The 26,862-nt window shown below is 70.9% G+C and carries 22 protein-coding genes and 3 tRNA genes; 11 read left to right on the forward strand and 14 right to left on the reverse strand.

The annotated features are described in order from the left end of the window. Positions 1–485 precede the first annotated feature (485 nt). Together ACE4Q9_RS17200 and ACE4Q9_RS17205 are read left to right on the forward strand one after the other, a co-directional pair. Complete coding sequence (locus ACE4Q9_RS17200) at positions 486–1,154, forward strand: bifunctional DNA primase/polymerase (protein ID WP_397985118.1); 669 nt, start codon at positions 486–488, stop codon at positions 1,152–1,154. 550 nt (positions 1,155–1,704) lie between these two features. Further along, entirely contained in the window at positions 1,705–2,235 is a 531-nt protein-coding gene (locus ACE4Q9_RS17205) for a hypothetical protein (RefSeq protein ID WP_397985119.1), read from the forward strand. A gap of 246 nt (positions 2,236–2,481) precedes the next feature. On the opposite strand, the gene ACE4Q9_RS17210 is transcribed toward ACE4Q9_RS17205, so the two are convergent. The 3 genes from ACE4Q9_RS17210 to ACE4Q9_RS17220 all read right to left on the reverse strand — a co-directional run bounded on the left by ACE4Q9_RS17210 (position 2,482) and on the right by ACE4Q9_RS17220 (position 5,307). Then, positions 2,482–3,456 (reverse strand): DUF5926 family protein, encoded by a 975-nt coding sequence (locus ACE4Q9_RS17210; protein WP_397985120.1) that lies wholly within the window; start codon positions 3,454–3,456, stop codon positions 2,482–2,484. Between the two features lie 258 nt (positions 3,457–3,714). After that, positions 3,715–4,371: an ATP-binding protein gene (locus ACE4Q9_RS17215; RefSeq protein WP_397985121.1), complete on the reverse strand. Its 657-nt coding sequence runs from the start codon at positions 4,369–4,371 to the stop codon at positions 3,715–3,717. A 105-nt stretch (positions 4,372–4,476) separates the two neighbouring features. After that, the gene (locus tag ACE4Q9_RS17220; protein WP_397985122.1) at positions 4,477–5,307 is read right to left on the reverse strand and encodes a glycerophosphodiester phosphodiesterase; all 831 of its coding nucleotides are present in this window, start codon (positions 5,305–5,307) and stop codon (positions 4,477–4,479) included. 323 nt (positions 5,308–5,630) lie between these two features. Here ACE4Q9_RS17220 and ACE4Q9_RS17225 point away from each other — a divergent pair, with 323 nt between their 5' ends. Both ACE4Q9_RS17225 and ACE4Q9_RS17230 read left to right on the forward strand, forming a co-directional pair. After that, positions 5,631–7,184: a trypsin-like peptidase domain-containing protein gene (locus tag ACE4Q9_RS17225; RefSeq protein ID WP_397985123.1), complete on the forward strand. Its 1,554-nt coding sequence runs from the start codon at positions 5,631–5,633 to the stop codon at positions 7,182–7,184. A 96-nt stretch (positions 7,185–7,280) separates the two neighbouring features. Next, positions 7,281–7,367, forward strand: a tRNA-Ser gene (locus ACE4Q9_RS17230). 78 nt (positions 7,368–7,445) lie between these two features. Here the strand turns inward: ACE4Q9_RS17230 and ACE4Q9_RS17235 are convergent. Together ACE4Q9_RS17235 and ACE4Q9_RS17240 are read right to left on the reverse strand one after the other, a co-directional pair. Then, positions 7,446–8,015: a hypothetical protein gene (locus ACE4Q9_RS17235; RefSeq protein WP_397985124.1), complete on the reverse strand. Its 570-nt coding sequence runs from the start codon at positions 8,013–8,015 to the stop codon at positions 7,446–7,448. A gap of 13 nt (positions 8,016–8,028) precedes the next feature. Further along, positions 8,029–9,222, reverse strand: a complete 1,194-nt coding sequence (locus tag ACE4Q9_RS17240; protein WP_397985125.1) for a lectin — start codon at positions 9,220–9,222, stop codon at positions 8,029–8,031. Between the two features lie 586 nt (positions 9,223–9,808). Between ACE4Q9_RS17240 and ACE4Q9_RS17245 the strand changes: the two genes are divergently transcribed. The 4 genes from ACE4Q9_RS17245 to ACE4Q9_RS17260 all read left to right on the forward strand — a co-directional run bounded on the left by ACE4Q9_RS17245 (position 9,809) and on the right by ACE4Q9_RS17260 (position 13,973). After that, entirely contained in the window at positions 9,809–10,777 is a 969-nt protein-coding gene (locus ACE4Q9_RS17245) for a hypothetical protein (RefSeq protein WP_397985126.1), read from the forward strand. Between the two features lie 17 nt (positions 10,778–10,794). Continuing rightward, on the forward strand, positions 10,795–11,058 hold the full coding sequence (locus ACE4Q9_RS17250) for a hypothetical protein (RefSeq protein ID WP_397985127.1): 264 nt from the start codon (positions 10,795–10,797) through the stop codon (positions 11,056–11,058). A 556-nt stretch (positions 11,059–11,614) separates the two neighbouring features. Then, on the forward strand, positions 11,615–12,151 hold the full coding sequence (locus tag ACE4Q9_RS17255; RefSeq protein ID WP_397985128.1) for a SigE family RNA polymerase sigma factor: 537 nt from the start codon (positions 11,615–11,617) through the stop codon (positions 12,149–12,151). 166 nt (positions 12,152–12,317) lie between these two features. Continuing rightward, positions 12,318–13,973, forward strand: a complete 1,656-nt coding sequence (locus ACE4Q9_RS17260; RefSeq protein WP_397985129.1) for a long-chain fatty acid--CoA ligase — start codon at positions 12,318–12,320, stop codon at positions 13,971–13,973. A gap of 57 nt (positions 13,974–14,030) precedes the next feature. Here ACE4Q9_RS17260 and ACE4Q9_RS17265 read toward each other — a convergent pair whose 3' ends face one another. Then, positions 14,031–18,404 carry a PAS domain-containing protein gene (locus ACE4Q9_RS17265; RefSeq protein WP_397985130.1) on the reverse strand — a complete coding sequence of 1,458 codons (4,374 nt, stop codon included), beginning with the start codon at positions 18,402–18,404 and terminating at the stop codon, positions 14,031–14,033. Positions 18,405–18,583: 179 nt separating this feature from the next. Beyond that, positions 18,584–18,997 carry an SSI family serine proteinase inhibitor gene (locus ACE4Q9_RS17270; protein WP_397987245.1) on the reverse strand — a complete coding sequence of 138 codons (414 nt, stop codon included), beginning with the start codon at positions 18,995–18,997 and terminating at the stop codon, positions 18,584–18,586. A gap of 309 nt (positions 18,998–19,306) precedes the next feature. On the opposite strand from ACE4Q9_RS17270, the gene ACE4Q9_RS17275 reads away from it, so the two are divergent. After that, positions 19,307–19,397, forward strand: a tRNA-Ser gene (locus ACE4Q9_RS17275). A 180-nt stretch (positions 19,398–19,577) separates the two neighbouring features. Beyond that, a tRNA-Arg gene (locus tag ACE4Q9_RS17280) sits at positions 19,578–19,650 on the forward strand. Positions 19,651–19,752: 102 nt separating this feature from the next. On the opposite strand, the gene xerC is transcribed toward ACE4Q9_RS17280, so the two are convergent. The 7 genes from xerC to ACE4Q9_RS17315 all read right to left on the reverse strand — a co-directional run bounded on the left by xerC (position 19,753) and on the right by ACE4Q9_RS17315 (position 25,838). After that, positions 19,753–21,036 (reverse strand): tyrosine recombinase XerC, encoded by a 1,284-nt coding sequence (xerC, locus tag ACE4Q9_RS17285; RefSeq protein WP_397985131.1) that lies wholly within the window; start codon positions 21,034–21,036, stop codon positions 19,753–19,755. Continuing rightward, entirely contained in the window at positions 21,036–21,218 is a 183-nt protein-coding gene (locus ACE4Q9_RS17290; RefSeq protein WP_019324615.1) for a helix-turn-helix domain-containing protein, read from the reverse strand. Before ACE4Q9_RS17290 ends, xerC begins: the two co-directional genes overlap by 1 nt. Continuing rightward, positions 21,215–22,699: a replication initiator gene (locus ACE4Q9_RS17295; RefSeq protein WP_397985132.1), complete on the reverse strand. Its 1,485-nt coding sequence runs from the start codon at positions 22,697–22,699 to the stop codon at positions 21,215–21,217. The genes ACE4Q9_RS17290 and ACE4Q9_RS17295 overlap by 4 nt, the downstream gene beginning before the upstream one ends. A 149-nt stretch (positions 22,700–22,848) precedes the next feature. Further along, positions 22,849–23,610 carry a DUF2637 domain-containing protein gene (locus ACE4Q9_RS17300; RefSeq protein WP_397985133.1) on the reverse strand — a complete coding sequence of 254 codons (762 nt, stop codon included), beginning with the start codon at positions 23,608–23,610 and terminating at the stop codon, positions 22,849–22,851. 48 nt (positions 23,611–23,658) lie between these two features. Beyond that, positions 23,659–23,832, reverse strand: a complete 174-nt coding sequence (locus ACE4Q9_RS17305; protein ID WP_397985134.1) for a hypothetical protein — start codon at positions 23,830–23,832, stop codon at positions 23,659–23,661. Positions 23,833–23,845: 13 nt separating this feature from the next. After that, a complete protein-coding gene (locus ACE4Q9_RS17310; protein ID WP_397985135.1) occupies positions 23,846–25,276 on the reverse strand; it encodes an FtsK/SpoIIIE domain-containing protein in 1,431 nt (476 codons plus the stop codon). Positions 25,277–25,478: 202 nt separating this feature from the next. After that, positions 25,479–25,838 carry a hypothetical protein gene (locus ACE4Q9_RS17315; RefSeq protein WP_397985136.1) on the reverse strand — a complete coding sequence of 120 codons (360 nt, stop codon included), beginning with the start codon at positions 25,836–25,838 and terminating at the stop codon, positions 25,479–25,481. Positions 25,839–26,007: 169 nt separating this feature from the next. Between ACE4Q9_RS17315 and ACE4Q9_RS17320 the strand changes: the two genes are divergently transcribed. Next, the gene (locus ACE4Q9_RS17320) at positions 26,008–26,493 is read left to right on the forward strand and encodes a GntR family transcriptional regulator (protein ID WP_397985137.1); all 486 of its coding nucleotides are present in this window, start codon (positions 26,008–26,010) and stop codon (positions 26,491–26,493) included. The last annotated feature ends 369 nt before the right edge of the window (positions 26,494–26,862 follow it).

Below are 26,862 nucleotides of genomic sequence, written 5' to 3' on the forward strand. Positions count from 1 at the left end.
GCGGGGATTCCTGGTGTCCGCGGGACTGGTGGGTGATTTCCGGGAACCCCTTGCCTTACCGCCAAGTTGGCTCAAAACTGCCTGGGGGAACGGTCCACTGCGGTCGACTGGGCTCGCTCCACGGAGCGTCACAGCGGTCGTGATGGGTACGTACTCAAAGAAGGCCAGGGGTGGTTGGGGACCACCCGGAACCTGGCGACGGACCCGGGCGTCATAGCCACCGACGGCCGAGCCCCATCCTCCCGTGGCGGAGGCGGAGAGAACCACGCGCGACGGCAAACGCCATGCTTCGCCACCCCCGCGCCGTGACCGTGCCTGCCTTGACTGCCGTGGACGCGGCCGCGACCGACGCTCGAACCCCTGGGGATCCCCCGCCGTGTGCGGGGATGTGATGCGCCACCAGGTACGCACAGTGCAGTGATCGACTCATGTTGTGATGTGGACCACGGTGTTGCCAGCGGTGCAACGGAAAGGAACGAGCGCTCATGCGCGAGATCCTCGGAAGGCGACGCAGGCTCCTGTCCAAGCGACGGAACGACGGGACGCCTGAGCCGGTCAGCGCGGCCCTGACCTTCGCGACGGAGTGGCAGTGGCCCGTACTACCGGGCGTGGCCCCGGACCCGCAGGACCGGGCCCGCTGCGGCTGCCCCGACCCGGAGTGCACGGTGCCCGGCGCCCACCCCTTCGACCCCGGCCTGCTCGCGGCCACGACCGACGCGCGCATGGTGCGCTGGTGGTGGACCAACCGGCCGAGCGCGCCCGTCATCCTCGCGACCGGCGGCAAGGCACCCTGCGCGGTCAGCCTGCCCGCGCTCGCCGCGTCCCGCGCCCTCGCCCTGCTCGATGCGCGGGGCATGCGCCTCGGCCCGGTCGTCGCCTCGCCCACCCGCTGGGCGCTGCTCGTCGAGCCGTACTCCATGGAGCAGTTGGGCGAGCTGCTCTACGCCAAGGACTACGTCCCCGGCTCGCTGCGCTTCCACGGCGAGGGCGGCTATATCGCGCTGCCCCCGTCCGAGACCGGCGCGGGCGCGGTGCGCTGGGAACGGGCGCCGCTGCCGGGTTCGGCCGCGCCCTGGGTGCCGGACGTCGAGGCGGTGGTGGACGCCGTGGTCGAGGCCCTCACTCGTACGGGTGTGAGCGCGCCCGAGTTGTAGGCCTCTCCGGCGCGCACGGTGCGGGCGGGTGTGCCCCGCTCGTTATGTTCCGCCCATGCTGCGAATTCTTGGGGGCCATGGAACGCGTCGGCGGCGCGACGGGGGACGCCGGCGCCCGGACGGCACAGGGCCGGGGTACGACGGCGGAGCGGATCGGGTGCCGGTGGGGGATGGCGGCGCCCGCGACCGGGCGCCGGCGGCGGACGGTGGTGCGTGTGACCGGGTGCCGGTGGAGAGCGGCGCGCGTGACCGGGTGCCGGTGGACGGGCAGGCCGGGCCTCAGGTGCCGGGCGACGACGGGGCGGGTCCCCGGACGCCGGTCAGCGATGGCATCCGGACGCCGGACGGCGCCGGGGCGGACGCGGGCACCGAATCCGGTTCCCGGATGCCGGCTGAGGCCGGGGCCGGCCTCCGGTCGGCGGTCGAGGACAACTCTCGGCGCGGGCACGGTTGTTCGCCCGGGTCCGGAGGCGCGCCCGGTGACGGCGCCGACCCGCGGCCGAAGGGCGGGCTCCGGCGGGCGCGGTACGGAAAGGCCGATCCGCGGCGGGTGCATCTCGTCGGGCTGGCGTGTGTGGTGACGGCCGCCGTGGTGCTGCCGCTGACCGTGGCGTCCGCCGGGCAGGTCCGGGACGTGAGCGACGTCCTGCTGCCGGGCGCGCCGCGGCACGGTGACAGCAAGGACCCCTCGGCCGCGCCCGGCCGCTCGCCCGGACTGCTGGGCCTGGGACTCGCCACCGCCGCCCGCTGCGGCCCCCAGCTCAGCTCCCCCGAGGGCATCGAGGCGCAGACCTGCGTGCTGATCCAGGGCGCCGACACCTGGGCGCGCACCTACTACCGCAACGCCACCGGGAAGGCGCTGGACGCCGAGCTGAGCCTCATGGGCCCCGGCGGCCGTACCACGCGTACGCGCTGCGACACGGGCACCGACGACGAGCCCGCCACCTGTGAGACCCCCCGCGAGCACAGCCGGGGCGGGGCGGACGCGTACACGGCCGTCGCGGAGTTCGCCGAGGGCGGGCCGCGGGGGGCGCTGCTGCTGCGCTCGGGCAGCAACTCCGGTGGGCCGGACGACGCTTGACGTCGCTCGGTGCGCCGGACGCGGGCATGAAAAGACCCGGTTGCTGGCGACGGGGGATGCACCAGCAACCGGGCTACTGGAACGGTAACAAGAGATCCGCCGTTCGCAAATTCCGACTCAGGCATTCGGCCATCGAATTCCCACCGATTCCCGTGTCGGGGCGGGGAGTTGTGACCGGATTCACCCGCCGGTGACCCGGTGTCATGACTGACCGACCAGTCAGTCATGACACCGATGCGGGTGCCGTCAGCTGAGCGTGACCTGCCGGTTGGTCAGTCCGCCGCGGGCCCGGCGCTCCTCCGGAGTGAGCGGCTCCTCGACGGCGAGGGCGGCGGCCAGGCGCTCGGCGAACTCGGCGGCCGGCTTCTCCACGTCCTCCGCGCGGACCTCGCTCGGCAGGTCCCAGACCGGCACGGTGAGGCCGTGAGCACGGAAGGAGCCGACCAGCCGGGTGCCCTCGCCGAGGCTGGAGCGGCCCTGCGCGTGCAGGCGCGCGAGAGCGTCCAGAAGCCGCTCCTCCGGGTGGGGCATCACCCAGCGCAGGTGGTTCTTCTCGGGGGTCTCGCACCAGTACGCGGCGTCCACGCCGGACAGCCGCGCGGTCGGGATCGCCGCCGCGTTGGCCCGCTCCAGGGATGCGGCGACCTCCGGGGTGGCGTTCTCCGCGTCCGGCACCCAGAACTCGAAGCCGCCGTGCACGACCGGCTCGAACGGAGCGTCCGCCGCCAGCAGGTCCTGGAGCCGGGGGCCGCCGGCGGGGGCGCGCCGGCCCTGCACCGGGGTGCCCGGCTCCGCCTCCAGCGCGCGCTGGAGGGTGTCGGCCAGGTCGCGGCTGATGTCGCCGGAGGACGTGTCGTTCTGAAGACCGATCAGGATCGAGCCGTCGTCGCGGCGCAGGGCGGGCCAGGCCATCGGCAGCACCGTGGCGAGCGTGACCGAGGGGACGCCCTCGGGCAGGCCGGCCGCGAGGGTCAGCTCGGCCGTGGCGGCCGGGACCAGCTCGCGCAGGGCCACCCAGTCGCACTCGCCGGGCAGCCCCTCGAAGGGGCGGTGCACCAGCTCGGTCACCGCGTGCGCGGCGGCCCGGCCGTGGCACGCCTTGTAGCGCCGGCCGCTGCCGCAGGGGCAGGGCTCGCGGCCGCCGACCACCGGAATGGCGCCGTCCGCCCCGCCGGTCGGCTGCGGGCTCTTGGCCTTCGTCTGGGGTCGCTTCTTGGCCATCGTGGATGTCTCCCGGTTACGGCGCTTCTCGTACGGCGGGAGCCTAGCCGCTCGCACCATCCCCGACGGGAACCTGTGGACAACGGGGTGCGGGGGTGTGCGGGGAGGCCGATGGTGTGATGTTGTGCTTGCCGCTTGCCCGCCCCGGATCCTCAGCACCCGCCCCCGTAACCCCGGAGCCCCAACACCCGCGCCCCCGCCCCCCGTAACCCAGTACCCACCCCAGCTCCCCGGATCCCCGGCCCCGGCTCACCGCTCTCAGGCCAGGTCCTCGAACACCTCCGTGAGGTCGAGGCCGGACAGGTCCGGTGGTGCCGATGCGGTGAGCGCGGCGGTGGCGTGGTCGCGGCGGCAGCGGGCATCCGGGTCGTGCACGTCTCCGTGGACCACCACCCAGACCGTCACCTCGCCGCGGACGTCGTCCCGTACTCCCCAGTCGTCGGCGAGCGCGGTGATGATGGCCAGCCCCCGGCCGCCGTGCGCGGTCACCGAGGGGGTGGCCGGCGCCGGGCGGGTCGGGCCCCCGCCGTCCGTGACCTCCACGATGAGCCGGCCGTTCGTGTCCACCCGCCACGCGGCCCGCACGTCACCGCCGTCGTATCCGTCGCCGTTGATCGCGCCGCTGCCGCCCAGCGGTCGGCCGTGCTTGCACGCATTGCTCAGCAGTTCGGAAAGGATCAGTACGGCATCGTCGACCACCGATTCCGCCACGCCTCCGCCGCGCAGCTGCGCGCGCATCCGGCGCCTCGCGTCCCCCACGCCCGCAGGGCCATGGGGTACGGCCATGCACGACGACGTGGGCACCTCCTGTGCCACCACCAACGCCACCCCCGAGACCTCCTTCGCCCCACGCCACGGTGTGGATGCCCCAGTGATCTGTGCCGGAAACCGGCCAATCCCCTTCCGCTGACGCATTCACCGGACGCGCACACGATCTGAACGCGCCGGAGCACTCCCCGTGACGGTGCCGACGGCCGACCGGGGGGTAAAGGGGGTAAACCAGGGCGTCAATAAACAGGGTCAGCGGCCGAGCTGGTCCAGCACCGCGCGCGGCCGGTTGGTGATGATGGCGTCGACGCCGAGCCCGAGGCAGAGCTCGACGTCCTCGGGCTCGTTCACGGTCCACACGTGCACCTGGTGCCCGGCCCGCTTCAGCCGCTCCACGTATCCGGGGTGGTTGCGCACGATGCGCACCGAGGGCCCCGCGATGCCCACACCCGCCGGCAGCCGTCCGTCGCGCAGCCGGGGCGAGAGCCACTGCACCAGGTAGACCGTCGGCAGGGTCGGCGCGGCCGCGTGCACCCGGTGCAGCGAGCGTGCCGAAAAACTCATGATCCGCACGGGCGACTCGGCGGCCGTGGCGGGCGCCGCCAGATTGAACCGCCCGAGCAGGCCCAGCAGCTTCTCCTCGACCTGGCCCGCCCAGCGGGTGGGGTGCTTGGTCTCGATGGCCAGCTCGATGCGCCGCCCGGCGTCCGCGACCAGTTCGAGCAGCCGCTCCAGGGTGAGGACGGAGGTCTCCTCGCGGTCCTCCGGGCGGTGCTCCCAGTCGGGCTCCTCGACCCGGCCGCGATAGGACTCACCGGTCTTCCACGAGCCGAAGTCCAGCGCGGCGAGATCGGCCAGCTCCAGGGCGGAGACGGCGCCGCGGCCGTTGGAGGTGCGGTTCACCCGCCGGTCGTGGACGCAGACCAGGTGGCCGTCGGCGGTCAGCCGCACATCGCACTCGAGGGCGTCCGCGCCGTCCTCGATCGCCTTGCGGTAGGCGGCCAGGGTGTGTTCCGGTGCGTCTTCGGAGGCGCCCCGGTGGGCGACGACCTGGACGGAGAGCTGTCGTGCGTGGGTGGTCACCGCGTCATGGTGCCACCACCGCGGGGTATGCGTGGGGGCGCTCGTGCGCCCGAGCGGCGAGCGGTGGCACGCGACGGGCCGGTTTATGTAACTTTTTCCGTGAATGCCCTTTGTAAGGGCTGGCCCGCGACCCACAGCCACGGCTTATGGTGCTCTGACGGCCCGTGGGAAAAGCTGACTGCATACAAACTGGAACAGTGAACGCAGGACCATGCGCAGCCGCATCGTGACAGGCCACGACCAGCGCGCACGCGCCGCCGAGCGTGCACGAACGTGACCGAGCGCGACCGAGGACTAACAGCCGTGGATCGAGGAGTAGAGCTGTGAGCACCGAGAACGAGGGCAACGCGGTACCCCCGGCCCCGTCCGCACCTCCCGTGCCGGTGGCCTCTCCCGACGCGTCCCCGCGGGCAGGCACCTCGCCGGAGGGGAACGAGGGGCCGGCGGGCCCGGAGCACCAAGCGGACCAGCGGGCGGGGCAGGCCCCTCAGGCCCCCCAGCCGCACCAAGGGGCCCAGCCCCCGCAGCCGTACCACGCACCTCAGGGGGGCCAGGGCTACCCCGCCGCGCCGGGCGGTCCCGAGCCGACCACCTCCCTGCCGCCGGTTCCGGGGACCGCCCCGCAGCCTCCCGCCGCCGGTCCCGAGGGCGCCTGGCCGCCCCCGCCGCCGCCCGGCACGCCGACCTACGCCGACGGCGCGGGTGGCGGTGCCGCCTGGGGAGCGTCGTACCAGCAGCCCGCCCCCAAGCCGCGCGGACGCGGTGGACTGCTCGCCGCGGTCCTGGTGGCCGCGCTGGTCGCGGGCGGTCTGGGCGGCGGCCTCGGCTACACCCTGGCCAGGAACAACGACAACGGCGGCTCCACCACCGTCTCCGCCTCCGACAACGGCGCGGCGCAGGTCAAGCGCGCCCCCGGCACCATCGCCAACGTGGCGGCCAAGGCGCTGCCCAGCACCGTCACCATCGAGGCCGAGGGCTCGAACGGCGACGGCGGCACCGGCACCGGCTTCGTCTTCGACAAGCAGGGCCACATCATCACCAACAACCACGTGGTGGCGGACGCCCTCGACGGCGGCAAGCTGACCGCCACGTTCCCGGACGGCCGGAAGTACGACGCCGAGGTCGTCGGCCACGCGCAGGGCTACGACGTGGCGGTCATCAAGCTCAAGAACCCGCCCTCCGACCTCAACCCGCTGCCGCTCGGCGACTCCGACAAGGTGGCCGTCGGCGACGAGACGATCGCCATCGGCGCTCCCTTCGGCCTGTCGAACACGGTGACGACCGGCATCATCAGCGCCAAGAACCGTCCGGTGGCCTCCAGTGACGGCAGCGCCACCAGCAAGGCGTCGTACATGAGCGCGCTCCAGACCGACGCGTCCATCAATCCGGGCAACTCCGGCGGCCCGCTGCTGGACGCCTCCGGTGCGGTGATCGGCATCAACTCGGCGATCCAGTCCTCGGGCAGCGGCGGCGGTTTCGGTTCCGGGGGTCAGTCCGGTTCGATCGGCCTCGGCTTCGCCATCCCGATCAACCAGGCCAAGTACGTCGCCCAGCAGCTGATCAAGACCGGCAAGCCGGTGTACGCCAAGATCGGCGCGTCCGTCTCCCTGGAGGACTCCTCGGACGGCGCGAAGATCACCGACCAGGGCGCGAACGGCGCCGCCGCGGTCGAGGCGGACGGCCCGGCGGCCAAGGCGGGCCTCAAGCCCGGCGACGTGATCACCAAGCTCGACGACTCGGTGATCGACAGCGGTCCCACCCTGATCGGCGAGATCTGGACCCACAAGCCCGGCGACAAGGTGACGATCACCTACAAGCGCGGCGGGCAGGAGCACACGGTCGAGCTGACCCTCGGCGCCCGCGTCGGCGACAGCTGACCACCCCCTCCCACCGGGGCCGTTGTCCCCAACGCCCCCGCGACCGCTCCCGTGCCGGTACGCTGTATCCCGCTCCGCCCCAGGTGGGCGGCGCGGGGAGGTGTGCCCGAGCGGCCTAAGGGAACGGTCTTGAAAACCGTCGTGGCAGCGATGTCACCGTGGGTTCAAATCCCACCGCCTCCGCAGAGGTCATAAGCGTCAGAAGGGGCCCCCTCGCGAGGGGGCCCCTTCTGACGTGTGTGGAGTAGCGACATATCAGGTTCAGACGAGCGTTGCCGGACCGATCAGCGGCTTTGTTGTGGTCTTTGTTCCGCTGCAGAGGTAGAGTCCTTCGCTGCCCTCGACCCACGAGTACTCACCGATGGCAGGGGAGTGCTTCAGGATCTTAGTCCTGAAGAAGCCTTGGTAGAGAAAGGCTTTCTTTCCCGCGGGCACCGTGAACGAAATACTCTCGGTTGTCGACTTGCTCGTCTCCGCACTGAAAGTGAAACTGAACCCGAACGTCTTCGAAGCCTTGGCGATTTCGAACGATCCTTCGATCGTGTATTGTGCGGAGACCGTCAATGATTCGCTGTGGGTGAATCCTTCAGTGACGGACTTGGTGTATGTCGCCTCGGCCTCACTTGCACTGTTGTCGATGCAGCAAAGGCTTTTCAGGTCCGGCGCGTAGAACACGACAGCGCGGCGCTCGTTCGTCGAAGACATGATGCTGACCGACTTGTCGAACGTATTCTTCCCGGCGTACGGGAGATCATCGAAGATGGTGAACTCTTCGATCTCGTCCGGCTCGCCTTCCATTTCACTTTCTGTGGGATTTCTCTGGAGTGTCACGGCGGCTCCTGGGTTAGCTGGTGATCGGGCAGAGCTTCTTGTCGTCCTGGGTCTGGTCGTAGACCGTTGTCGTGTTCTTTTCCGGACCGCTGCTGTTGTAGACAGTCGGGTACAGAATCGACCTGATAGTGAAGTCGAGAGAGGCGTCGTGCCGCGTAGCACTCTTCTTGCTTTTGTAGTTTTTGATCTGGAGTCGCCACGTGACGGACAGGACTCCCACGCCTTGGTTCGTTTTTCTGCTCGGGTTCCTGACCAGACAGACGAGAACTTCCCGATCGACACCCTCTCTTCTCGTGTCGTAGTCATTGCTCTCGAAACTCTCGTCCTGCAGCGGGCTGATCTGGTTGGTCAGGGTTGCCTCGATCCCCTCCTTGGAGATCCCTTCGACAATGGCGGCCGAGAGATTGCTCCCGAATTCTCTGTACTCCTTCTTGATGGCCTCGGCGCTCGTCCCCTTAAGTTTGTAGGACTCTTTCCTGTATCCGGTCTGTCCCCAGCGCCTGTCCGGCTGTTCGCCCTTCTTGCAGGAAGTCCTGTCGCTCTTCGGCTTTTTCTGATTCAGGGCCTCCCAGCGCTTGGCGACCACGAGTTCTGCGAGATCGCTCGTGGTCTTCCGTCCTGCCTGGTCGTCCACTGCCCAGGTACCAGAAGCGGTAGGCACAATGTTCTGCTCGGCCAACGTGGCGAGGAAATACACGCCCTCAGGATTGTTCTCGGCGAATTGCTGAGCAAAGTCTCGATCCCCGTAGTTCACTCCTGCGAGCTGACTGACGAACTGCTGTCCTCCCGGATTATCCTCCAGAATGAAATCGAGGAAGCTGTCCAGGCCGTCATGTCCGGAGATCGACTCCGAATCGATGGTGCCACCCTCAAGGCTGTAGCTCGACACTTCGTCGATGAAGGATGCGGCAGCCGCCGGTGCAACGGATCCCGCGGGAACTCGCTCCGCGATGCAGAAGACCTCTGCTGTGCCACCAGTGGGAAGCTGCCCCCTGATCTCGTCGATATAGCGATGCAGCGTTCTCTCAGACGTCTGCTCGCAGGTGAGGCCCACCTTGTTGAGTTCTTTCTGGAGACCTAGCGCTTCCACCTTGCTCGGCGTCGTCTCCCGCATACTCATAGGTTCTTCGAGTACCTCATCCGGCTCCCCTTCTTCTTCCTCCCAGGGGGCGGCGTAGTTAATAGATGATTCCATGGTTCCCTTCATTCTCGGACGGCATGGCAGGAGCCCGTGTAGACATCAGCGTCGAAACCATGACTCCCATTTTCTTGGCAGATCACAGGCCATACCGCCGAGAAATCACTCGCATGCGTGAGATCCTGCGGATCTCGCCCGCCGCTGCCGGGCCACATCCGCATCCCAGCGACTCCGCACCGGCCATGCGTCACGTGGAAGTCGACAGTGCGACTTCGGCGGCGCTGACTCCGGCGACGGATCGACCGGCGCCGCTGCCGAGAACGTACCCGGGTCGGTCGGCGACTCCGTGTCCCTGCTCCTGCCCTGGCAGCCGCCGGGCCGGCCGGACACCAGTGACGGCCTGCGGCTGGATGTGAACCGCTCCAGTGAGTCCGGCGTACTGCGCGTCCGCCACATCGAGGTGGGCGGCGTCTCCGGCCGGACGGCGCCTGTGGTCGTCGTCATGACCGCGTTGCGGAACTCCTGGGCCAGGACCGCGACTTCCCTCGCATGGGACAAATGCGGGCTATGCTTTACTTGATCTTGACCAAAGGGTGCGGAGGGGGAATTCTCGTTCGGCCGCGCCCGATTGCACTACGTCGACAGGAGACGAGGCGTGCGGAACAGCACAACTCGCCGTCGGACAACTCGGTTCGCCATCGCCGCGATATCCGCCACCGCGGGAGCGGCCCTTCTCGCCACCGCCGTACCGGCCGGCGCCGCCACTCGGACCGGGGACACCGCCGACCGGGCGGTGACGGTCGTGGAGAAGGCAACCGGAACGGTCGACATCGCCAACTCCACACCCGCGCCCGGCACTCCGGCGAAGGCCGAGACCCGCACCGAGCGCGGTCTGGTGACCGTCAGCACGCCGGCGCGGGCGACCGGCAGCGTCACCGCCACCAGCGAGGCGGCCGGCTCCCTAGCGCTCACGCTGCCCGGCGCCAAGGGGGCCGAGGGGGTGAAGGCGGGTGCCGGCACCGTCGTCTACCCCGATGCCGCCTCCTCCACCGACGTGGCGGTCCAGCCGACCACCGATGGCGGCGCGCGGGCGCTGGTCACGCTGAAGGACGCAAAGGCGCCGGAGGAACAGCGCTTCGGGCTCGAGCTCCCGCCGGGCGCCGAGATCAGCGGGGACGGTGAAGAGGGCTTCGAGATCACCAAGGAGACCGCCGAAGGCGTGCACCTCACGCTCGGTACGATCGAGGCTCCCTGGGCGAAGGACGCCAACGGACGGCCGGTGCCCACCGGTTACCGACTGGACGGCACCAGCATCGTGCAGACGGTGCGGGTCGACGACGAGACGGCGTTCCCGGTCGTGGCAGATCCCAAGTTCACCTGGGGCATCGTCACCGGCACCGGCTACTTCAACAAGGCCGAGACGAAGAAGATCGCGAACAACGGAGCCCTTGTGGCGATGGGCAGTTGGGCCCTGCCGCCCGGGCTCAACGCCTACGTCACCATGCACGCCGCGGCCATTACCAAGGTGGCGCTGAGCGCCAAGGCGAACAAGCGCTGCATCAAGATCAAGTTCGCCGCCGGTCTCTTCGTGCCGGGTGAATACTCCGGCGGCTACTGCAAGTAAACCTGGGGTTGCTGACCATGTGGATTCTGTACAGCGCCTGTTGCGCCGTCCTCGTCTCGGTCGTGATCCGACTGTTCGCCGGGCGGACGTCGGCAGTGCAACCGTGGCGTGACGTGACCTCCATTGTCACCGGCGTCGTCGTCGGAGCGGTCGTTTACATTGCCGCGACCATGGCAGCCGGCGCCGACACAGCGATTGCAATCAGCTCGGCGTTGCTCTGGCTGACAGCCACGATCACCAGCGTGCACGCCTTCCGGGAATCCCGAGGCTCCCACAGCTGACCCAGGGCCTGTCTTCCGGATCTTGCCGAGCCGAGCCGACCTGATCCGGAAGAAAGGCCCTGGTCGCACCCCGGCGGCGGGCCGCTTCGTCCGCACCCTCCCGGGCCACCGCCGCTCGACGCCGGTCGCGGAGACGGGGCCGGCACGCAGGCACGGCTCAGGGCGGACGAGGGGATTTTTCCCGCCGCCGTCACCGTCGGTCGGCCGGGACCTCGGCCTCCGGTCGCTCCGGCTTCTACGGCGAGCTGCCACGCCTCCTCGGCGCCCTGGTCCGCACCTCGGCCCTCGCCACCGACTGCGAGAGGGACGGCGCCGATGTGAACCAGGCGTCGGGGGCGGCTCGGCCCCCGGCGACCGACGGCACCAGGGTGCCGGCATCGGGCCTCGTCCTGGCCGTGGGTGGACGGTCCCCTCCGGGTAGGACCCCAGGGGGCCGGCGTACCCCTGCTCCACCTTCAGGAGGTGGTGCCGTCCCCACCCGTACAACCTGAGGGGGACCCCGCTTCGGCACCTGCGGCCGATCCCCGCACGCGCGGCCCGCTCATAGCGTGGAGGCATGACCACACCCGTCTGCACCAGCGCCTCGGCAGCGGCCGCTCCGTACCCGTCGTTCACGTCGTACGTGCGGGCCCGCCGACCCGTCCTGCTGCGCGCTGCGCGCTCGCTGACCGCGAACCCCTGCGACGCCGAGGACCTGTTGCAGACCGCGCTGGCCAAGACCTACGCCGCCTGGGAGCGGATCGAGAACCAGCGGGCGCTCGACGGCTATGTGCGCCGCGCCCTGCTGAACACGCGGACCTCGCAGTGGCGCAAGCGCCGGGTGGACGAGTTCGCCTGCGACGAGCTGCCCGAGCCGGAGCCGCTGTCCGACGACGACCCTGCCGAGCGGCAGGCGCTGCACGACGCGATGTGGCGGGCCGTCATGAAACTGCCCACCCGGCAGCGGGCCATGGTCGTCCTGCGGTACTACGAGGATCTCAGCGAGGCCCAGACCGCGGAGGTGCTGGGCGTCTCGGTGGGCACGGTGAAGTCGGCGGTGTCGCGGGCGCTCGGGAAGCTGCGGGAGGACCCGGAGCTGGGCCTGGCGCGGTAGCCGCCTCCAGACGAGCTTGCAGCCGGGGCCGGCCGTCCAGGGACGCGGCGGTCTTCCGCTTCCGGGCGCCAGTGACATTCCACCTAGTGACATACCGCACGGTATGTGCGCAGAATCAGCGCACACCCCCCTACTACCGCGTAGGCACCGTCGCCGGGAGGACTCCGTGCTGAGCACCATGCAGGACGTACCGCTGCTGATCTCCAGGATCCTGACCCACGGGTCGACGGTCCACGGGACCTCGCAGGTGACCACCTGGACCGGTGAGCCCGAGCCGCGGCGGCGTTCCTTCGCCGAGGTCGGCGCCCGCTCCGCCCAGCTGGCCCACGCCCTGCGCGACACCCTCGGGGTCACCGGCGACCAGCGCGTGGCCACCCTGATGTGGAACAACGCCGAGCACGTCGAGGCGTACTTCGCGGTCCCCTCCATGGGTGCGGTGCTGCACACCCTCAACCTGCGGCTGCCCGCCGAGCAGTTGGCGTGGATCATCAACCACGCCGCCGACCACGTGATCATCGTCAACGGCTCCCTGATCCCCATGATCGCCCCGCTGCTGCCGCGGCTGACGACCGTCCAGCACCTCGTGGTCACCGGCCCCGGCGACCGCGCCCCGCTGGCCGGCGCCGCCGTCCAGGTGCACGAGTACGAGGACCTGATCGCGGACCGGCCGACCCACTACGACTGGCCCGAGCTGGACGAACGCCAGGCGGCCGCCATGTGCTACACCTCCGGCACCACCGGCGACCCCAAGGGCGTGGTCTACAGCCACCGTTCGGTCTACCTGCACTCCATGCAGGCGCAGACCACGCAGTCGATGGGTCTGGCGGACAGGGACACCACGCTCGTCGTCGTGCCCCAGTTCCACGTCAACGCCTGGGGCCTGCCGCACGCCACCTTCCTGACCGGCGTCAACATGCTGATGCCGGACCGCTTCGTGCAGCCCGCGCCGCTCGCCGAGATGATCGAGCGGGAGCGGCCGACCCACGCGGCGGCCGTGCCCACCATCTGGCAGGGCCTGCTGGCGGAACTGCTCGCCCGCCCCCGTGACGTCTCCACCCTCACCCATGTCACCATCGGCGGCGCGGCCTGCCCGGCCGGCCTGATGCGGGCCTTCGACGAGCTGGGCATGACCGTCGTGCACGCCTGGGGCATGACGGAGACCTCCCCGCTCGGCACCGTGGCCCGCCCGCCGGCCGGTGCCCTCGGCACGGACGAGGAGTTCGGCTACCGCCTCACCCAGGGCCGCTTCCCGGCCTCCGTCCAGGCCCGCCTCACCGGCCCCGACGGCGAACGGCTGCCCTGGGACGGCGCGTCGGCCGGCGAGCTGGAGGTGCGCGGTCCCTGGATCGCGGGCGCCTACTACAACGGCCCCGACGCCGAACCCCTGCGCCCCGCCGACAAGTTCAGCGAGGACGGCTGGCTGAAGACCGGCGACGTCGGCGTCATCTCCCCCGACGGCTTCCTCACCCTCACCGACCGCGCCAAGGACGTCATCAAGTCCGGCGGCGAGTGGATCTCCTCCGTGGAGCTGGAGAACGCGCTGATGTCCCACCCGGACGTCGCCGAGGCCGCGGTGGTCGCCGTACCGGACGAGAAGTGGGGCGAGCGCCCGCTGGCCACGGTCGTCCTGCGGGAGGGCGCGGGCGCCGACTTCCAGACCCTGCGCGCCTTCCTCGCCGAGGAGGCCCACATCGCCCGCTGGCAGCTGCCCGAGCGCTGGACGATCGTGGAGTCGCTGCCGAAGACGAGCGTGGGCAAGTTCGACAAGAAGATGCTGCGCAGGCGGTACGCGGAGGGCGCCCTGGACGTCACCCGGCTGTGAGCCACGCGAAGGGGCCGGGCAATCGCCCGGCCCCTTCCACGTGCCTGCCCACCTCGGCTAGTTGGTGCCGATCCGGGACAGCAGGTCCACGATCCGGGACTGCACCTCGGTGCTGGTGGACCGCTCCGCGAGGAACAGCACCGTCTCGCCCGAGGCCAGCCTGGGCAGGTCCGCGTGCTCGACGGCGGCCGTGTAGACGACCAGCGGGGTGCGGTTGAGCTGCCCGTTCGCGCGCAGCCAGTCCACGATCCCGGCCCGCCGCCGGTGCACCTGCATCAGGTCCATCACCACGAGGTTCGGCCGGAACCGGCCCGCCAGCGCCACCGCGTCGCTGTCGCTCGCGGCCCGCGCCACCTGCATCCCGCGCCGCTCCAGCGTCGCGGTCAGGGCCAGCCCGATCTCCTCGTGCTCCTCGATCAGCAGCACCCGCGGCGGATGCTGCTCGCTGTCGCGCGGGGCGAGCGCCTTCAGCAGGACGGCGGGGTCGGCGCCGTACGCCGCCTCGCGCGTCGCCTGCCCGAGCCCGGCCGTGACCAGCACCGGCACCTCGGCGGCGACGGCGGCCTGGCGCAGCGACTGGAGGGCGGTGCGGGTGATCGGGCCGGTCAGCGGGTCCACGAACAGCGCGGCGGGGAAGGCCGCGATCTGCGCGTCGACCTCCTCGCGCGAGTGCACGACCACCGGCCGGTAGCCGCGCTCGCTCAGCGCCGCCTGTGTGGTCACGTCCGGCGCGGGCCACACCAGCAGCCGGCGCGGGTTGTCCAGCGGCTCCGGCGGCAGCTCGTCGTCCATCGGCTGCGGCCGCGGGGGGTCGGCCACCTCGACGGCACCGCCGGGACCGTCCAGCGGCTCGGGACCCTCGGCCGCGTCGGCGTCCGGCGCGCCGATGGCGTACGACCGTCCGCCGCCCTCGGTCCCCGGCGCGAGCCGCGACGCGCCGGGCAGCGACGACGTCTGCGCGGGCGCGGCCTCGGCCGACGGCTCCTGCCGCGTGGCTGGATCGGGCGGCGTGCCCAGCTTGCGCCGCCGCCCTGAGCCACCCGGCGCGTGCGGCGGCGGCGTCGCCTGCCCGGCCTGCCGTACGAACGGCACGCCCTGCCCGAGCGTGCGCACGCTGATGGCCCGGCCCTGGGTGGAGTCGGGGTCGTCCGCGGGGCCGCCCCCGGTGGCCTCGGCGGGCAGCGGCAACGGCTGGGCGGCCCGCCGCGGCTGAGCGGCGGGCAGCGGAGTGCCGGCCGCGGGCGTCGCCTGCGGCGGTACGGGGGTCCCGGCGGCCGGGGTCGCGGCCTGCGGGGGTACGGCGGTGCCGGGCGCCGGCGGCTGGGCCGGTCGAGTCGGCTGGGGCGGTTGTACGGGGGTGCCGGGGGCCGGGGTGGCCGGCGCGGGCCCCGGTGCGGTGGCCTCGGCGGGCAGCGGCAGGGGCTGCGCGGCGGGGGTGCCGGCGTCCGGGGCGGCGGGCTGGGCCGCGGGCGGCTGCGGGGCCGGTACGACGGGCTGCGCGGGCGCGGGCCGACCGGCGGTCGGCGGGGCGACCTGGGGCACGCCCGGAGCGGTAGCGGCAGCAGGAGCGGCGGCCGGGGTGCCCAGGGTCATCGGAGCCGACGCGGGCACGGTGACCGCGGGCCCGGTCTGGAGGGGGATGCCCTGCCCGTTCGCGCCCTGAGCCTGTGCCGGAAAGGCCGTTCCGGGGAGGCCGCCCTGTGCCGGGACCACCGGGTGGGCCGCTTGGGCGGGAGCCGGCACGGTGATCGCGGGTCCGGCCTGGAGGGGGATGCCCTGGCCGTTCGTCCCCTGCGCGGGAGCGGGGTGCGCGGGAGCGGTCGGGGCCGGAGCCGCCGAGGCCGTACCGGACTCCGCGGCCCGGGCGGCTACCTGTGCGGGAGGTGCCACCGCGCGGCGGCGCCGGCCGGTCGGCGCGGTCGTCGGATGCGGCTGCGGCGGAGTGTGATCATCGGCCTGGCCCAGCGGTACGGCGTCGTGCCGCCCCTCAGCACCGGGCACGCCCGCACTGGGCACGCCCGCACCGGGCACGCCCGCACCGGCCGGCGGCATCGGAACCGGCCCGGCCCCCGGCGCCACGGCTTCCGCCGCCTGCGGGCCGCGGTCGGCCGCGGCGGGCGGCAGGGCGAAGACCGTACGCTCGCCCGTCTCCTGCGCGGCGGCCCGCTCGGCCGCGGCGGCCAGGGCACGGCGCCGCCGCCCGGTGGGCTGCCCCTCCTCGGCGGCACCTTCGGCGCCCGGCGCGCCCTGGGCGTTCTCGCCCCGGCCCACCGGCAGCGCGGCCTGGGGGACCGGCTCGGCACCGGGCCGGGCGTGCCCGGCGGGCGCGGGCACGCCCCCCGGCGGCACGGTGCCCCCGAGTCCCGTACCGGACGCGGCGGCCCCCGCGGCATGCTCGGCCGCGGTCACCACGGCACCCTCGCTCACCCCGTCGGTACCGGCGTCGGCGCGGGCGGGGTCCAGCTCGGCGGGCCGTCCGCGGCGCCGTCCGGTACCACTGGAGCCACCCTGCGTGGCCTCGGCCGGAACCTCGGTCGTCTCGTCGGCGGGTCCTGCCGCGCGCCTGCGACGGCGTCCGGTGGGCGCGGGGCCGTCACCGGACGGCGTGCCCGAACCGGTCAGATCGGCGTCGAGGAAGGCGTCCGTGGAGCCCCGCCGGGCCCGCCGCCCGCCGTCGAAGGTCTCGTCCGCGGTCTCGGCGGGCTCCGCCTGGGCGGGCGGTGCCGTGATGGCGCCCGCGCCACCGCCGAGCGGCACCTCCAGGACGTACGCGTTGCCGCTCATGCCCGGCACCTCGTGCGTCTGGAGCACCCCGCCGTGGGCGCGCACGATCCCGCGCACGATCGGCTCGTGCACCGGATCGCCGCCGGCGTACGGCCCGCGCACCTCGATCCGGGCGACCGAGCCGCGCTGGGCGGCCGCGACGACCACGGTGTTGTCGAGGTAACCGCCCGTGGAGACGGGCGCGTTGCCGGTCGCGTCGACGCCCGCGACGTCCGCCACCAGGTGGGCGAGCGCGGTGGCGAGCCGCTGCGGGTCGACCTCGGCCTCGATGGGCGGCGCGTGCACCGCGAACTGCACCCGGCCGGGGCCGATCAGCTCCACCGCGCCGTCCACACCGGCGGCGACGACGGCGTCCAGCATCACCTTCGTCCGGGTGATGTCCTCGCTGCCCGTGTCGATCCGCTGGTAGGCGAGGACGTTGTCGATGAGGGTGGTGATCCGGGAGTACCCGGCGGACAGGTGGTGCAGCACCTGGTTGGCCTCGGGCCACAGCTGCCCGGCGTCGTCGGCGGCCAGCGCGGCCAGCTCGCGGCGCAGCTCGTCCAGGGGGCCGCGCAGCGACCGCCCGAGCAGGGTGAGCAACTGCTCGTGCCGCCCGGCCAGCGCCTCGTACCGGTCCTTCTCCCGCTCGCCCAGCGCGGCGTACCGCTCCTCGCCCGCCGCCAGCTCCTCCGCGTGCTGCTCGCGCAGCCCGGCCAGCTCCCTCTCGTACTCCTCGCGCAGCTCCCCGACCTCGGTGGCGTGCCGCTGGCGCAGCGCGGTGAGGTCGGCGGCGTGCTCCTCGGAGAGTTTCTCCAGCTGCTCGGCGTGCGCCTGCTCCAGCGTGGCCTTCTCGTCCACCAGGGAGTCGAAGGGCCGCCGGTCGGTGAAGGTCATCACGGCGCCGACGAGCTGGTCCCCGTCGCGCACCGGCGCGGTGGTCAGGTCGACCGGCACCTGGTGGTCGCCCTTGGCCCACAGCACCTGCCCGCGCACCCGGTGCTTGCGCCCGGAGCGCAGGGTGTCGGCGAGCGGCGACTCGGCGTACGGGAAGGGGGAGCCGTCCGCGCGCGAGTGCAGGACGAGGTTGTGCAGCTCCTTGCCGCCCAGCTCGCCCGCCCGGTAGCCCAGGATCTGCGCGGCGGCCGGGTTGACGAGCACGATCCGCCCGTCGGTGTCGGTGCCGACGACGCCCTCGGACGCGGCGCGCAGGATCATCTCGGTCTGCCGCTGCGAGCGGGCCAGCTCGGCCTCGGTGTCGACGGTCCCGGACAGGTCCCGGACGACGATCATCAGCAGCTCGTCGCCCGTGTAGCCGTAACCGTCGTACGCCTGCTGCCCGTTCTCCAGGTTCGCGCTGGTGACCTCGACCGGGAACTCGTGCCCGTCGGTGCGCCGGGCGACCATCCGGGCCGGCTTGGTCCTGCCCTGCGGGTCCCGCTGGCCGGGGCGCCGCATGGAGCCCGGGATGAGCCGCGAGTCGAACTCGGGCAGCAGATCGAGCAGCCCGCGCCCGACGAGCGCGGTGCCGGGCGCCTCGAAGGCTTCCAGCGCGATGGTGTTGGCGTTGACGACGGTGCCGTTGGCGTTGACCAGGACCAACGCGTCCGGCAGAGCGTCGAGTATGGCTGCGAGGCGAGCAGCGCCTCGGGATGGCCTGCTGCTCACGAGACGCTTCCTCCCTGTTACCGCACCTTGCCGACCGCTCCGGCCATCTTGCCAACCGGCCCGCGACGTGTCACGCGAGGGAGTCTATGCGCACGTGTTGTGCCGGGGGCGTCGGATGAGAGGGAGGTCCCACGGGGAAGTGACGCCGATGCGGTGACGACCGGACCTCTGACCCGGCTTTATCCGATCTTCGGCAGCAGCGGCACCATCTTGTTCCACCGGTCGATCTCGCACCCGTTGTTCCGGTCGTACGACGCGTCGACGGGCCGCCCCGCCCAGCGGCCGGTGACCCGCGCGGTGGCGGGGCCGCCGGAGATCATGGAGCAGATGGTTCCGGGGGGCACCGGCGCGAAGAGGTCCCGCCCCCACTGCGTCTGCGCGTCAAGCTGCCGACAGGCACCCTCCGCGTCCGGGTGATGGCCGCCGGCGGGATGACAGAACAGCTCGTACGTCCCGTCCCGCCCGGCCCCGGCATGCCGTACGACGACGGTGAGGTGATCCCCGCCGCGCCCCTGCCCGAGGGCGGCGGCGGGCCCGGCGCCCAGCGGTACGGCGGCGGAGGCGATGGCGACGGCGGCGGTGACGGTGGTCATGGCGGCGGTGGTGGCGGTGACGGCGCTGTTCGCGGCGGTGGCGGCGAGCCCGCCGCGGCGGACGCGCTCCACGACACCCGGCAGACCCGGCAGACCCGGCAGACTCGACAGAAGAGAACCCATGCCCTCCTCAACGCCCGACCTCGGCGGACGTTGCGCCACCTTTCCCCGGGAAACGCCACCCCGTCGAAGAAGCCCTTTGCCCTGCGGCCCGCCTGCCTAGTACCGTGGGGCTCGATTGGTGACGGGCCCTGCGGCTGTGTCATCATCTGCACGCACCACTCGCGCGCTCGCGTGAGCGGTTGTGCTGGAGGCGTCGCCTAGTCCGGTCTATGGCGCCGCACTGCTAATGCGGTTTGGGCCTTAAAGCCCATCGAGGGTTCAAATCCCTCCGCCTCCGCCCCAACCGAAGCCCCAGTCCCCTGGACCGGGGCTTCGTCGTTCCCCCTCTTAGGCGTTTCCGCAGGTCAGAGGGGTCGCGGGGAACGGATTTCACATGACGGCGGCAGTCATGTAATGTTCTTCCTGTCGCCGGGACGGGCCGAAAGGAACGGAAACGGAGACAAGAACAAAAGAACAAGCACTCGTAGCTTAACGGATAGAGCATCTGACTACGGATCAGAAGGTTGCAGGTTCGAATCCTGCCGAGTGCACAGCAGTTCAGAGGCCCCGTGGAGTGATCCACGGGGCCTCTGGCTTTTGTCTTGACGGCGATGTTTGACGGCAACCGCCTCAGCGGGCGGAAGTGGGGTCGATCAGACGGCTACCGGGATGCCCGCCGTGCCGTCGTCATCACCCGGATCGTTGCCGTCACCCCTCAGTGCATCCCCGACGCGGTCGAAGGCGGAGCGCTGGGAGTCGAGCCGTACGAACGTGTAGATGTCCATGGTCACGCGGATGGAGCTGTGGCCCAGGACTTCCATGATCATTCGGGCGTCGGCGCCCTGTTCGTGGAGCAGGGACGCACAGGTGTGGCGCAGGTCGTGGAAGCGGACCCTGCGCACGTCGGCGCGGGCGGACAGGGCCTCGAAGGACCGATTCAGGTTGCGCGGCTCGATGGGGGTCCCGTTCTTCGTGGTGAAGACGAGGCCCTGACCCGTCCCCTTCCAGTTGGTACCGGCGGCCTTCCGGTCCGCTATCTGCTGGGCGCGCTGGGCGCGGAGCGCGGTCACGCACTCGGCCGGCAGGGCGACACGGCGGGCGGAGCGCTGAGTCTTCGGCGCGACGATCAGCAGTTCGCCGCCGACCCGCTGTAGGGCTTGCCGGACGGTGAGGACGCCTTCATGAAGATCCACGTCCGACCAGCGCAGCCCCAGCAGCTCACCCCGACGCAGGCCGACACGGACCGCCAGCTCGTAGACGGCCCACAGTCGGTTGTCACGGGCCGCCGCCAGGAGCTGACGCCCTTCCTTGGCAGTGAGCGGTTCGATCTCGCGCTTCGTTCCCATGCTCAGCTCAACGTTCCGGGCGACGTTGCGCGGCAGCTCGTCTTCCCGTACGGCGTGCTGGAGGGCAGCCCGCAGGATCACGAGCAGGAAGCGCACGGTCCGATCAGAGGGGAGCTTCTTGCAGCACCTGCCGAGGGCGCAGCAGCGCCGCTTGTGCTCCGGCCGCTTCTTGTCCTTGCCCTGCGCACAGCACTGGCAGGTGGCCGCCGTCTTGGCCAGGAAGGCGCGGATGTCGCGGGCGGTGAGCCGGGCCAGCTTCTTCCTGCTGAACTCGGGCGTCACGTAGTTGCGGAGGAGCGATTCGTAGTTGACGTACGTCGTCCTGCGCACCTTGCCCTGGGCGACGTTCACCAGCCAGTACGTCAGGTACTCGCCGATGGTCATCTTGCTGGTGGCGACCGGCAACCCGTTGAGGGAGTCGGCCTTGAGCTTGGTCAGCTTCTCGTGTGCCTCTTCCCAGGTCTTGCCGTAGACACTGCGCCGCTTGTAGGTGCCGTCCGTCGTCAGAACGTAGGCACTGCCTTCCCAACGGCCGTCTTTCCGCTGGTAGATGGTGCCCTCGTTGTTGGCGTTCTTCTTCGGCTTGGCCATCAGGCGGCTTCCTGTTCAGTGCGAAGGGATACGTAGGCGTCCAAGGCGGCCTCGCTGATGCGGCGGCAGCGGCCGATCTTGAAGGAGGCGAGTTCGCGGGAGCGGATCAGGTCGTGGACCTTCCAGCGGCTGATGCCGAGACGTTCCGCGACCTGGTCCACGGTGAGCACGGCCGTCGTCATGCGGGCACAAGTCCTTCCTGCTTGAGGCGTTGGGTGCGGGCGATGTCGTGTCGGACCTGGGCGGCGAGGAGTTCTTCGCCGGGGCGGTAGCCACTGCTGAGGTAGGTCCAGAAGGAGGCGGTGACGAGGGTGGTCTCGTCGGTGGCGGGGAGACCGGCGCGTTCGCGGGCGGCTTCGGCCTGAGCGAGGCGCCAGGCGCGGCGTACGTCGCGGAGGGCGCCGAGGGTGGTGGAGTAGGCGCGGGATTTGCTGGAGAAGTGGCCGCGGAAGCCGAGCATGTGAGCCCACTTCCAGAGTTTGAGTTCGGCGAACTCCGGCAGGTGGCCGAGGGCCCAGGCGGTACGGATCATCTGCCGCACGTGCTGCTGGACGGGCAGGTCCTTGATGGGTTCGGCTTGTCCGGTGCCGTGGCAGTCGACGCACCGGTTTGGGAGGCGAGAGGGGCCGGGTACGTAGCCGCGACCGGCGCACGGGCGGCACATCAACGTGCGGTCCACGGTCCCCGCACCTTCAGCGTTCTTGGTCGCGTACTTGGCGATGTATCCGGCGACCTTGGCGTCTGTGTACTCGGAGACCCTCGCGTCGGTGAGTTCGCCGTCGCCCAGGGCGGTGATGGGGTCGACTTTGTACCGGCGCCCCCAGGCGATGACGCGTTCGCCGATGGAGTCGGATTCGATGGTGAGCCGGGCGCGCTCGACGGCCAAGCCCACGGCGCTGCTCAAGGCGTCGAAGGTGGCCCAGGCAGGGGGCTCGGTGGTGTGGCCGTCGGGTCCGTCGAAGCGGATCACGGCGTGGAAGTGGACCAGGCCGCGCTTTTGGTACTCGGCGACCTTGGCGAAGGAGACGCGCAGGGCGGAGTTCAGTGCCTTCTGCGTCATGCCGAGGTGTTCGGCCAGGGCGCGGCGCAGATAGGTGGTGAAGCGGGCCCACAGCTGCCCGGCGTGTGCGTTCCAGAGCACGGCGCCGGCGTAGTCGTAGGTGGCCGGGTTCAGTGGGGTGCCGAGTTCGGGGGCGTCTTCGGCGTGAGTGTCGCCGCAGGCGCAGGGGCGGGGCTGTCTTGCGTTGGTGGTGGGGCGGTTGTGGACCGGGCCGAAGGAGGGGGCGGTGAGGGTGACGAAGGCGCGGGGGTGGTCGCGGACGGTTTCGGCGACGTTCTTGCCGCCGGAGAGTCCGGCCTTGATCAGGTGGTAGGTGTCGGCGGCGTAGACGCGGGAGCAGGCGGGGCAGCGGGAGGCGCGGCGGTTGCCGCAGGTGGTCAGCAGGCGTCCGGTGGGTTCGTCTTCGGAGTGGTAGGAGCGGACCACTTCCTTGGTGGCGGTGTCGGTGGTGATGGTGAAGCCGTGGAGGTTGACGGGGCTGGTGCAGCCGCGTAGGTCGCGGACTTGCTGCTGTACGCGGTCGAAGTCGTGGGTGTTGGCCAGTTCGATCAGGTCCCGCAGACCGGGGCTGACGACGTGCCGCAGGTCGAGGGGGCGGCGCATGAGTGGCGGGGTCTCCTTTCCGGCGCGAAGGTGGTGCCTGCGGGCAGCAGCGAACAGTGCGCTCGGGCTGCTGCCCGCAGGCATGACGGGTTGGGCCCATGGACGGGCGAGGTGGAGGGGTGCCGGGAAGGCCGGCGGAGGGTGCGGCGCTACAGGGCGGCGTGGAGGACGGTGGCCATGGGCAGGCCGATGCCGAGTCGCCTCTTGAGCTGGGCCGCTGTGATGGGTTCGCCGTGCTCGGCGTGGTGGGACGCGGCGATGGAGCGTGCTTCGGCGAGCAGCGGCTCAGGGACCTTGACCGTAGGCGCAGGCACGGCGGGGGCCGGGGCGCTGGGCGTGGTGACCGGTGCGGGTTCCGGCGTGACGGGTGAGGCGGGCATCGGCGCGGGTTCCGGCGCAATGGGGGCCGCGGCGTGTTCTCGGGCGGGTTCCGTCTCGGTCGCCGAGTCTGGGGCGGGCTCGTGGGTCGGTTCGGTCTCGACGGCCGGGGCCGGGGCGGCTGCGTCGGTGGTGACCGTGTGGAAGGAGCGCAGGAGTTGCGGGCCGACCGCTCCCCAGCCGAGGAGCAGCACCGGGGCCACCGCGTCGACGGCGGCGCGGCCGTAGTGCTGGGCGGCGATGGGCTCGGCGATGTTGAGGGCCAGGGTTAGCAGCCCGGAGACGTGCATGAGGCGAGTAGCCGCCTTCATCTGCTCTGACGGGACACCGCGCAAGGAGAGGTAGCGCAGGGCGACCAAAAGACCGACCACGGACAGGTCGACCATGGGGGCGATCAGGGGCGCGATGGGGGCGGGGACGCCGAGGCGCAGGGCCAGGGACCAGACATTGCCGAAGGAGAAGACGAACGCCAGGGTGGCGATGATGCCCATGACCACGGTCACGGTGCGCTGGGTGATCCGGTCCTCAGACATTGGGATTTCACCTCCTCTCGTGGTGTCGATGGGACTCGGCGGGGGCGGTCACGGCCTGGGGGCGAGGCCGGCCAGGCGGGCGACGTTCGGGCCGAGGTAGGTCTCCAGGACCCGACGTTCGTTGGCGTTGGCGATGCGGTAGGCGGCGATCCCGATCCGTTCGGCCAAGTCGAAGTCCTGGGCGGTGATCGCCTTACGCATGTGCCGGATGTAGACCCTCATGAATCGGCGCATGTCAGGCCGCCAGTGGCGTGGAGCTGTCGTCGTCCGGGTCTTCCTTTGTGAGGTCCACGACCGTCCGTCCTGTCAGGTCCTCCAGGAGCCGGGCCGGGTGGCGCACCAGATGGGCAGTGGCTTCGGCGACACGGGCGGCGTCCTCATCGGCGACATAGGGAGTGCGGATGCGGATGAAGCCGGGGCGGCCGTGCTGGGACATGACCGCGACACCGACATACGCGGGGTCCTGGAGGAGGACCGGGCTCGCGTCGGGCCACTCGCGGATGTCGTCGCCGAGCGCGGCCACGGCAGCGTCAGCAGTCTTCTGCGCGAAGGACAGACCGACCGGGCAGACATCGCGGATGAAGGTGGGGATGGCGTCCCCGGTGGTCTTCTGCGTGGTGAGCAGGGTCAGGAAGCCGACCGAGCGGCCCTTCTTCACCAGGTCCTCCGTGAGCCGGGCATTCTCCGCCGCGAACGCCGCCAGCCGCTTCGTGGCAGGGTCGGAGCCCTTGTGGTCACGGAAGTAGGTGTGAGCCTCGTCGATAACTATGACGATCAAGGGCCAGTCAGCCGACGGACCGACGTGCCACATGTTCTTCCTGCCCAGCACCTTGCGGATGCTCGCGGAGCGGGCACGGCGCAGCTCCACCAGCTCCTTGAGGAGCTTGTTCGCTTCCTCCAAGTCATCCCCGCAGAACGCGGACGCCCGCTGTACGAGATCGGCGTAGTCGCCCTCGTGGGCGTGGGACACCTTCCCGTCGAAGAAGACGAACTGCATGGCCGGCGAAGGCGCCCAGTCACAGACCAGCCGGTTCACACATGAGGTCTTCCCAAAGCCTGGCAGACCGCCGACAGCCACTCCGGGCACTTCCTTGAGGGGCACGAGGACGGGCATGCCGAACTCGTCCACCCCCAGGTCCCACGTCGCGTACTCCTCGGGCGGGCGGCCGGTGGGCACGTGAACGGTCGGCGTGATCAGCGGGTCCACGCGCACCCCGCGCAGCATGACCTGTCCGGGCTTGTCCCCCGGCAGAGCGGACACTCGGGTCATACGCCAGGCATCCGCCAGGTACGGGGTTGCCTTCTGGTACTCGGCCAGGCCGACGCCCGGCAGACAGGTCGCCCGAGCGATCACCCCGAATGCGTCATGCGTGACCTTCAGCGCGGGGACCAGGATGCGAGGCTTGACGGGCTTGCCGTCCGTGTTCGCCAGCGAGGCCAACGGGGTCGGCATCCTGTCCGTGGCGCACAGCTTCAGCATCTGCGCGAGCCGCTTCCACGTCCGCCGCACCCGCACGGCCTGCCGGATGGACTGCCGCGTCATGGCATCGGCCCGCAGGTAGCGCACCACCCACCACACCGACCAGCCGACCAATACCCCCAGAGCCACGCAGACGACCAGAGGGATGTAGCCGAAGACCCCTCCGGTCAGGCCGTTGTCCTTCATGTCTTGCTCTCCTGAGAGTTGTAGAGGAATGCCGCGAGGGCCGTTTCGAGCGCTGCCCGATCCGGGTTGGCGAGGCGGGGAAAGCCGTAGCCGACGAGCACGGCCGCCACCGAGTTGATGGGGGAGTCACTGAGCCGGGCATCCGGCCCGGCGAGAGGCAGTGGGTAGCCGCACTCGACGCCGGACCGGAACGCAGAACCGCTCAAGCCGCCTCAGCGGCCGAAGCCGAGCCGCCGACCAGGTTCAGGCGGTCCGCGCGGTAGGCGATGCCGTCCGCCAGTGACCCGTTGAAGATCCGGGCCCACGGAGTGGCGAACAGTTCCACCGGTGTGACCGGCACTCCCGGCTTGAGGCCGTTGGGGAGACCGGTCTCCGGAACCGTGATCTTCAGGGCCTCGGCGCGGTCCTCCTCCATGAAGAAGAGGGTGACCGTGAACAGCTTCGCGCCGGTCTCACGATCGGTCGCGAACTGGGTCTTCTCGGCGTCCGCGTACTTCGGCACCGGCAGGTTGCCGACCATGAACGACGCGGACGGGAGCAGGCCAACACGGATACGAGGCATGGGTGTTGTGTCCTTTCGGTAAGCGCTCCGCCGGGCGGCGAGGCGTGACCTATAGAACCTCGCTCACCTAGCACTGTCAAGTCACAAGGGTGAGCTAGGTGCAGGATGACACAGTTCAGCTATGTCAGCGGGGTGTGCTAGGGGAGCTAGGAGTCGCTACCCTTGGGATATGAGTCCCGCGCCAGAGAAGAAGCAGGATCGCCGGCCGCCGTATCAACACGCAGCCGACGAGCTCCGGCGTGACATCAAGCAAGGCCGCTTCAAGCCGGGCGAGCAGATGCCGTCCGTCCGTGAGCTGCAGGAGCGGTTCGGTGTAGCCAACATGACCGCACGAAGCGCGCTGAACGTGCTGCGGGACGAAGGGCTGATCTACACCATCCATGGCCGCGGCAGCTTCGTCGCCGACGTTGCCGACGGTACAGGCGAGTTCACCATCGACTACAACCCGCCCGCCTGGTACCTGGCCAAGAAGGACAAGGAAGGGCCGGACGAAGAGGTCGAGGAGAGGGAGCCCGGCAGCGAATCCACCGGGTCTACCCTCATCAAACTGCTGGCCGACCTACGCGACGAGATCCGAGCACTCAGCGCGGAGCACCAGGAACTGCGTCGGGAAGTCGAGGCCCTGAAGAAGGCCCAGCAACCGCCGCCTTCCTGATCGCCACACTCCTGAGCCGAGCGACCTCCTGCCGCATCTGCGTCGCTTCACGGCCGAGCCTCGTCACCGTGGCCGTCATCTCGCGGACCAGTGCGACCACCTCTGCCGCCTCCCGGCTGTGAATGGCGATCAGCTCCCTTTCTGAGTCGCGTATCTGCTCGGTCATATCTCCCCGTTCACTGCGGTGCCGTTGTCCTGTTCAGCCAGCCGCCGCGGACTCGCCCGAAGGCTTGCCCAGCGGTCATCCTTCGCCGGATCAGGGCTTGCCCGTGCTGCTCGGCAAGCCGTAATCGCGGCCGTTGCTAGGTCTATCTGCCAGACCGGACACCTACGTGGTGTGCGGCGCAGCGCTCCCGCGAGGCGGGAAGA

Origin of the sequence: Streptomyces sp. AM6-12 (assembly GCF_044327085.1) — a bacterium.
Taxonomy (GTDB): domain Bacteria; phylum Actinomycetota; class Actinomycetes; order Streptomycetales; family Streptomycetaceae; genus Streptomyces.

Bases quoted from the DNA above. Each gene is read 5' to 3' on its own strand.
- ACE4Q9_RS17215 (WP_397985121.1), bottom strand. From the start codon at position 4,371: ATGCGTCAGCGGAAGGGGATTGGCCGGTTTCCGGCACAGATCACTGGG.
- xerC (WP_397985131.1), bottom strand. From the start codon at position 21,036: ATGGCCAAGCCGAAGAAGAACGCCAACAACGAGGGCACCATCTACCAG.
- ACE4Q9_RS17290 (WP_019324615.1), bottom strand. From the start codon at position 21,218: ATGACGACGGCCGTGCTCACCGTGGACCAGGTCGCGGAACGTCTCGGC.
- ACE4Q9_RS17250 (WP_397985127.1), top strand. From the start codon at position 10,795: ATGTGGATTCTGTACAGCGCCTGTTGCGCCGTCCTCGTCTCGGTCGTG.
- ACE4Q9_RS17300 (WP_397985133.1), bottom strand. From the start codon at position 23,610: ATGTCTGAGGACCGGATCACCCAGCGCACCGTGACCGTGGTCATGGGC.
- ACE4Q9_RS17240 (WP_397985125.1), bottom strand. From the start codon at position 9,222: ATGAAGGGAACCATGGAATCATCTATTAACTACGCCGCCCCCTGGGAG.
- ACE4Q9_RS17210 (WP_397985120.1), bottom strand. From the start codon at position 3,456: ATGGCCAAGAAGCGACCCCAGACGAAGGCCAAGAGCCCGCAGCCGACC.
- ACE4Q9_RS17200 (WP_397985118.1), top strand. From the start codon at position 486: ATGCGCGAGATCCTCGGAAGGCGACGCAGGCTCCTGTCCAAGCGACGG.
- ACE4Q9_RS17310 (WP_397985135.1), bottom strand. From the start codon at position 25,276: ATGAAGGACAACGGCCTGACCGGAGGGGTCTTCGGCTACATCCCTCTG.
- ACE4Q9_RS17270 (WP_397987245.1), bottom strand. From the start codon at position 18,997: ATGACCACCGTCACCGCCGCCGTCGCCATCGCCTCCGCCGCCGTACCG.
- ACE4Q9_RS17320 (WP_397985137.1), top strand. From the start codon at position 26,008: ATGAGTCCCGCGCCAGAGAAGAAGCAGGATCGCCGGCCGCCGTATCAA.
- ACE4Q9_RS17305 (WP_397985134.1), bottom strand. From the start codon at position 23,832: ATGAGGGTCTACATCCGGCACATGCGTAAGGCGATCACCGCCCAGGAC.
- ACE4Q9_RS17315 (WP_397985136.1), bottom strand. From the start codon at position 25,838: ATGCCTCGTATCCGTGTTGGCCTGCTCCCGTCCGCGTCGTTCATGGTC.
- ACE4Q9_RS17295 (WP_397985132.1), bottom strand. From the start codon at position 22,699: ATGCGCCGCCCCCTCGACCTGCGGCACGTCGTCAGCCCCGGTCTGCGG.
- ACE4Q9_RS17255 (WP_397985128.1), top strand. From the start codon at position 11,615: ATGACCACACCCGTCTGCACCAGCGCCTCGGCAGCGGCCGCTCCGTAC.